Raw genomic sequence first — 7,453 nt, 5'->3', positions numbered from 1 at the left:
CCTGTCCCCCCCCCCCCGTGGTGGAGACCCGCACAACTCTTGCCCACCCGAGTGCCGTCACCAGGGGGGGTCGGTGTGTGGCCGTTGCCTCTCCCTGGGGAGAGGCAACGGCCACACACCGACAACTGCTGGCCCTCAGCCGGCTGGACCAGCTCGGGTACTCCTTCGCCTCCATGACCTGGCGGCAGTTCATCTCGCATGTCCGGGACCGGATCACGGCGCGGAAGTGGTTCGTCGTCCGGTTATGGCGGCCCCACTATCTGATGCGGACGTTCGCTCTCCGGGAACTGGCGGAGCCCGAAGGGGCAGGCACACCGGTTGTTGGAGCCAGCCCGGTGATCCTCCGGGAGGTGATACCGCACATCACTCCCGTCGTTCTCGAACGACTGGAGAACATGTACCTGGGCATCGAGGGGATCGAGCAGATCGACGCCCTCATCAATAAGCGGGGGCTCACGCCCCTGCAGGCAGCGGATCGTTTCCTTTCCGGCCGGCCGGAGTTGCTGCCGCAGCCCCTTCCCGGACGTAACGCGATCTTCGCGTGTGAGCGACAGCCTTCGCACTCATCCATCACAACCCGACCAGGAGAAGTCATGACCACCACCACGATGCGCGCAGTCGCGTACCGCGCGTGCCTGCCCGTCACCGACAGCGCGTGCCTTCTCGACATCGAGGTACCGGTCCCGGAGCCCGGCCCGCGGGATCTTCTGGTGCGTGTGGAAGCCATCGCCGTCAACCCGGTCGACTACAAGGTCCGGCAGCACGACGACCCGGCCGGGGAGGACCGTGTTCTGGGCTGGGACGCCGCCGGTACGGTCATCGCGGTCGGCTCACAGGTGGAGATTTTCAAGCCAGGAGACGAAGTCTTCTACGCGGGGGCCATCGACCGGCCGGGCAGCAACTCCGAGTACCACACGGTGGACGAGCGCCTTGTCGCGCTGAAGCCGACCACTCTCACCTTCACCGAGGCGGCAGCGCTGCCGCTGACTTCACTCACCGCCTGGGAGGGCCTCTTCGAGCGACTCGAACTGCACCACGACCTCCTCGCCGAGACCGGCTCGCTGCTGGTGACGGCGGCCGCGGGCGGTGTCGGGGCCATGGTCAGCCAGCTCGCCCACGCACTCACGGACCTGACGGTGATCGGCACGGCGTCGCGACCGGAGACCGTTGATTTCGCCCGTCGCATGGGCGCTCACTACATCGTGGACCACCACAAGCCGCTCATGCCACAGCTCGCGGAGGTGGCTCCGCACGGGCTCGACCACGTATTCAGCACAGCGGGTACGGACCACAATCTGTCCGCGTACGCCGAGGCTCTCAACCCGTTCGGCCAGGTCGTCGCGATCGACGACTTCGAGGACCTGCCCATAGGCGTACTGAAGCCGAAGAGCATCAGCTTCCACTGGGAGTTCATGTTCACCCGCTCGCTGTTCCAGACACACGACCAGGACCGGCAGCACAAGATTCTCACGCAGGTGGCACGCCTCGTGGACGCGGGAATCCTGGTCAGCACCGCCACCAAGGACCTGGGCCCCATCAACGCGACGAACCTCCGCGAAGCCCACCGCGTGCTCGAGTCGGGCAAGGCCATCGGAAAGATCACACTCACGGGATTCTGACAACGTCTTCCGCTCCGGGGCGCACAGGATTCCAGCGCCCCGGAGCGGACCCACGACGGGGTATGCCCCCCAGCAGCTTGACATCTCAAAGACGACTGGACATATTCATATGCTGAGGCGGTGGTGGCGGCCTCGACCCCACCGGCCCGTTCCCGACACGGCGGGGACTTTCACGCGGAAGGCGCGGCCCGGATGACTCCTGGATACCGCGCCCCGCTGTTCTGCGTGCGCGGGACGGTGTATCAACCGGAGGCAGCCCCCTCGACGGACAACGAAGGAATGACGGTGAAGACGAGCAGGACCCGGCCGCCTCCCTTCATCCGTCGCTCCGCGTCTGCCCCAGGCATTGCCGTCGCGCATGCGCGGGCGTTCCCCCTCGACGGGACACGCCCTTGGGCACCGCTATGGACCGGCGACGGTCGCTCTCCTGCTCCTCCCTCCGCGGGCACACCGGCCGTCCCGCCCGAAACCGTCGAGGAACAGTGAAGATGCCACAGGTGAGCGCTCGGAAGAGGATCGTGGAACACGCAGAGGACGTGTTCCGTCGCAAAGGGTTCAGCGGGGCAAGCGTCCAGGACATCACCCAAGCGGCCGGAGTACCGAAGGGCTCGTTCTACAACCACTTCGGCAGCAAGCAGGACCTCGCGGCCGAAATCGTGGCGCACTACGCCCAAGGCATCGACTTCTCCTGCCTCGGCTCGGACGGTTCCCCGCTGGACCGCCTGCGTCAACACCTCGCCGCCCATATCGAGCGAATCGAAACATTCGGTACGGAATTCGGCTGCCTACTGGGCAACTTCGCATGCGACGGCGTCATGGCGGGTGAGAAGGTCCGCACAGCGGTACGCGAGGCGATGACCTCTTGGGCCTGCTCCCTCAGTACGACGATCGAAGAGGGACAGAGAACGAGCGAGATCACCGCCGAGCAGTCGTCCTCCATCCTCGCTGTCATGCTGCTCGACCTCTTCCAGGGCGCCATACTGCGGGCCAAAGTCGCCGACGACCAGAATTTCCTGGCCGCCGAAATGAACATCGCACTCTCCAGGCTGCGCGCCTGACACTCGCACGTCAGCTCCCAGACCGCGCGCCCCCAACCACTGAGAGGTCCCGCCACGAACTTCACATGTGAGCCCCAGCTTTTGGTAAACCCAACAGCCGGACCAACTCGTTGTGACACGTATTCCTTGAGTACCCTCAGGAGCGCATCCAGGGGCCAGGCACATATGTGCGGCAGCCACGGGACCGGCTCGACGAAGCCCGACCGCGATGCGGATTGCCCGGTAACCGCACGCCCGCCCCGGTCCGGAGGCCGGAACGGCCGGCGGCTGCACAATGAGGAGGATCGGCCGTGGCACGCACGACACTGACCGTGGGACAGGGCGACGGCGGTGACCATCCCACGATCGCATCAGCCCTCTCGCGGGCACGCGCCGGCACGGTCATCCGGGTCCGACCCGGCGTGTACGCCGAAAACCTCACCATTCGCGCACAAGTGACCCTCGTCGCCGAGGGACCACGCGGCTCGGTCGAAATCGCCCCCCGCACCGGCACCGCGATCACACTGGCCGCGGACGCGGTACTGCTGACCGACCTCACGCTACGGGGCGGCGAGGAGGACCTGCCCGTGGTGGACGCGGCCCGCGGGCAAGTGGCACTCGATGGCTGCGAGGTGGTCGGATCCGGCTGGGCGGCGCTACTCAGCCGCGGCACCGGCTCCCTGGCGATGCGCAACTGCCGCGTGACGAATCCCGCGGGCGCGGGCGTGGTGGTGACCTCGGCGATAGACAGCGTGCTCGAGAACTGCACGCTGGAGAACATGGGCACTTCGGCCATCGTCATCAGCGAGGACGGGCGGGTGATCGTCCGGGCCAGCACACTGCACGAGGCCCGGGGCAACGGCATCCTCGCCAACGGCCGGTCCGGCGGGACAGTGGAGAACTGCCGGATCTCCGCGACAGACAGGCCGGCCCTCGCTCTGGAGGGCTCGACCGTTCTCGGCGTCAGCCGGACGACCGTCCATGACTGCGCTCTCGGTGTCTACCTGGCAAGTTCGGCCCGCACCGAGCTGACGGACGTACGCGTGCACGACGCCACGGGCCACGGCTTCGCCGTCGCCAATCGTTCCGAACCGCAGTTGACCCGGTGTGTCAGCGAACGCACCGGAGGCAGCGGGCTGTTCGTGACCGAGCGGTCCCGCGGCAGATATATCGAGTGCGCGTTCACCGACGCTTCCCAGCCGGCCGTGCACATCGGGCAGGCCAGCTCGCCCACCCTGATCGGCACCAGGATCAAGACAGGGAGCGACATCGGTGTCCTGCTCACCGACGACTCCGAGGGCGAATTCGACGGGCTCCAGGTGACCGGTACCCACAGTGCCGGCATCGCCTTGCGCTCCGGAGCACGGCCGCTGCTGCGTGACGTGCGTGTGACGGCACCGCGCGGCACCGGGATCACTGTCGGCGACCGGGGCCGGGGACGATTCGACAACTGCGAGGTACGTGACAGCGCGGGGCCGGCGGTACGCGTGGAAACGGGGGGGCATCCCCAGTTCAGCGGCTGCGGCTTCAACGGCGCGGCGCAGGCAGGCGTGTCCGTGGCACGGGGCGGCACCGCATCTCTGCGCGACTGCGAGGTGAGCGGGAGCGCGGGAGCTGGCGTCGCCGTGGACGACGGAGGCGAGGTCACCATGCTCCGAGTACGCATCACCCGCTCGAAGGCACACGGCGTCCTGGTGACGTCCGGCGGCCGGGCCACCTTGACGGACTGTGTCTCCACCGCAAACACGGGCGACGGCATACGCCTCGACGGGACCGCACCCATCACAGTCGGCGGCTGCACGGTTCACTCCAACCAGGGCGCCGGACTGCGTCATGCCAAGCCCGGCCCGGCGCTGACCGTCGAGCGCCTGGACAGTTCGGAGAACGGTCTGCCCGACTCGTGGCAGAACACCGCACCCGACGCCGACGCCGCATCCACCGAGCGCTCGGGCACGACCGACAGCGGTCCCGAGCCGACCGGCCCCTTCGCGGCGCTGAATTCCCTGGTCGGACTGGCCAATGTCAAAGAGCAGGTCAACATGCTGGTCAGTTTGGGACGGCTGACCCAGCGGCGCGCTCAGCTGGGCATCCCCGCCCCGCCCATGAGCCGTCACCTGGTCTTCGCCGGCCCTCCCGGCACCGGCAAGACCACGGTTGCCCGGCTCTACGGCTCCATCCTCGCCGATCTCGGCATGCTTCCGTCGGGACACCTTGTCGAAGTGTCCCGCTCCGACCTGGTCGCCCAGGTCATCGGCGGCACAGCGATCAAAACCACCGAGGCGTTCCGCAAAGCCCTCGGCGGCGTGCTCTTCATAGACGAGGCCTACACCCTGCTGTCCGACAGCAAGGGATCCGGGGCTGACTTCGGACAAGAGGCGATCGACACGCTGGTAAAACTCATCGAGGACCACCGGGACGAGGCGGTGGTCATCGTCGCCGGGTACTCCAAGGAGATGGAGAACTTCCTCACGGCCAACCCCGGCCTGGCGTCGCGGTTCACCCGCACCATCGAGTTCGACAACTATTCCGTAGACGAACTCGTCACCATCACCGAGGACATGTGCGCCGGGCACAGCTATGTTCTGGATCCGCTGACCCAAGAAGCCCTACGGCACCACTTCTCCGCCATGCGCCGGGACGCGACGTTCGGCAACGGACGTGCCGCTCGCAAGGTGTTCGAGGAAATGGTGGACCGCCAGTCCGTCCGGCTCGCCTCGCTGCCCGACGCCGGGGAAGCCGATCTCACCCTGATGCTGCCGGAGGATGTCGGAGAGGAAGCCGCCGCCATGACCACGTCCGGCGAAGGCCAGCCCGGCGACAGCGACGCACTGGCCAGAATCCAGGCCATGACCGGCCTGGAGGCCGTGAAGCGTGAAGTGAGCGGCATCGTGGACCTGCTGTCCGCCTACCGACAGCGGGCAGCGGTAGGACTTCCCACCCCCCGCATCAGCCACCACCTCATCTTCTCCGGGCCTCCGGGCACCGGCAAGACCACGGTGGCCCGGCTCTACGCAGACTTGCTGCGCTCCTTCGGCATACTCCCCCGCGGACAGCTCGTGGAGGTGGCCAGAGCCGACCTGGTCGGCCGGTACATCGGGCACACCGCTCAGCTCACCACCGAGGCCTTCCAAAGGGCTATCGGGGGTGTGCTGTTCATCGACGAGGCCTACACCCTCACCCCGGAGAACGCACCGCAGGACTTCGGCCGCGAAGCCGTCGACACGCTCCTGAAGCTGATGGAGGACCATCGTGACGAGGCAGTCGTGATCGTCGCCGGCTACCCCGACGAGATGGGCCGCTTCCTTGACTCCAACCCGGGTCTCGCCTCCCGATTCACCAGGCGAGTGGAGTTCGAGAACTACACGACGGAGGAACTGCTCGCGATCGTGGAGGAACAGACGGTCACCGCGGGCTACTCCTGCGCTCCCGAGACATTGGAGGCACTACGCGTCCACCTGGACTCGCTGCCCCGCACACGGTCGTTCGGCAACGCGCGTCTGGCCCGGCAGCTGGTCGAGCAAATGATGACACGCCAGGCAAGCCGCCTCGGCAGCATGGCGGTTCCCGACCTGGACGCCCTCACCAATCTGCTGCCCGAGGATCTGCCCTTCGCGTCGGCATCGGCGAGTAAGACGCCGTCCTAGCCGAGGTGCAATCGGCGGGCCGGGATCACGTGGAGCCGGAGCGCACGGCCCTGTTCTCGTATAGCTGCCGCCAAGTGGCGTGTGGCGCTGAGTAATGACTTGGGGCAGTGGTCGTGCTGCTGGAGGGCGGCGAAGCCGGCGCGGGCCGCGTCGACGGCCTCGGGGTACGGCTGGGTCTTCTCGTGTTCGGCGCGGGCACAGTAGGTGCTGGCGACGGACGGGTTCTGTCCCCTGCGCTTGCCGGTGCGGATGATGAAGGCGGGTTGCATCTGCTCGACGGACTCGCCGAGTGCCTTGTGCCGCAGCACGGTGTGCAGCGTGTCGTCGGTGATGACCGGGGACCGGCCGCCGTACCTGCCCTCGCGGGCTGCGGTGCCGAGCCCCTCCAGGGTCGGCTGCCGGATGTTCTCCCGCTCCGTCTCGGCCATCGCGGCGAAGGTCGAACAGCGGCTTGCCGGGGCCAGTGGGGTCATAGATGCCGGGCAGCGTCCGGCGGGCATCACCAGCACCAGGCCGTGCTCGGTCAGCCGGTCCGCGACCTTGAGAAGCGATCGAGGATCGGCGGGGGTTCGGCGACCCGTTGTCGATCGTGCCTAGAAAAATACCGTTTCTGAGAACCGTACTCAGACGCCCACGGGCGCCCGTCAATACCGCTGACTGCGACACCGGTTCACTGCTCCGTTCCTATCCGGCGGCCAGTCACGCGACGTTCCTTGCTGCGGTGTCCGTTCCTGTCACTCTGGAGATGCCTTCCTGCCCGGAGGTGGCTCCAGCCGGACGCCGTTCGCACCCTCCGGCAAGCGACACACCGGCCGTCGCCTCAATCGAGTGACCAACCTTTGTGCTCGTCAGGCGACTTCTCCAGGGGAAGCTCACACCTGACTCATGGCACGGCCCAGAAGGAGCCCGATAAGCTCGCCCTGGCCGCGCGATTGCTCGAACGTGTGTCTGCTTTCTCGGAGAAGGCTCTGTCACCGTCTTGTGCCGCGTGTGTTACGGGTGAGCATACGTATACATATACGTATGCGGTCAGGTCGTCGCGGGAAGGGTGGTTGGTGTGCGTTTGGATCCGGATTCGTCGTTGGGTAGGGCGTTTGCTGTTTTGACGGGTATGGAGTGGCCGGATGTTGATGAGGGTTTGATGGTGGGGCGG

4 protein-coding genes are annotated in these 7,453 nt (G+C 66.9%); 3 read left to right on the top strand and 1 reads right to left on the bottom strand.

Features of this window, described 5'->3' with window-relative positions; all coding sequences use genetic code 11:
• The first annotated feature begins 17 nt into the window (after positions 1–17).
• The 3 genes from ACZ5K7_RS48180 (at position 18) to ACZ5K7_RS48170 (ending at position 6,300) form a co-directional block, all read left to right on the top strand.
• On the top strand, positions 18–1,619 hold the full coding sequence (locus ACZ5K7_RS48180; protein WP_468924937.1) for a zinc-binding alcohol dehydrogenase family protein: 1,602 nt from the start codon (positions 18–20) through the stop codon (positions 1,617–1,619).
• Positions 1,620–2,137: 518 nt separating this feature from the next.
• Positions 2,138–2,677 (top strand): TetR/AcrR family transcriptional regulator, encoded by a 540-nt coding sequence (locus ACZ5K7_RS48175; protein ID WP_468924935.1) that lies wholly within the window; start codon positions 2,138–2,140, stop codon positions 2,675–2,677.
• A gap of 290 nt (positions 2,678–2,967) precedes the next feature.
• Positions 2,968–6,300 carry a right-handed parallel beta-helix repeat-containing protein gene (locus ACZ5K7_RS48170; protein ID WP_468924933.1) on the top strand — a complete coding sequence of 1,111 codons (3,333 nt, stop codon included), beginning with the start codon at positions 2,968–2,970 and terminating at the stop codon, positions 6,298–6,300.
• Here ACZ5K7_RS48170 and ACZ5K7_RS48165 read toward each other — a convergent pair.
• Complete coding sequence (locus ACZ5K7_RS48165) at positions 6,297–6,728, bottom strand: hypothetical protein (RefSeq protein ID WP_468924931.1); 432 nt, start codon at positions 6,726–6,728, stop codon at positions 6,297–6,299. The genes ACZ5K7_RS48170 and ACZ5K7_RS48165 overlap by 4 nt on opposite strands.
• Positions 6,729–7,453: the final 725 nt, after the last annotated feature.

Source organism: Streptomyces sp. NPDC031497, from assembly GCF_055580905.1.
The sequence above is the reverse complement of the archived record's forward strand: the minus strand, read 5'-3'. Positions and strand labels throughout refer to the sequence as shown.

Coding starts and splice junctions, on each gene's coding strand:
- ACZ5K7_RS48165 (WP_468924931.1), bottom strand. CDS start 6,728: ATGGCCGAGACGGAGCGGGAGAACATCCGGCAGCCGACCCTGGAGGGG.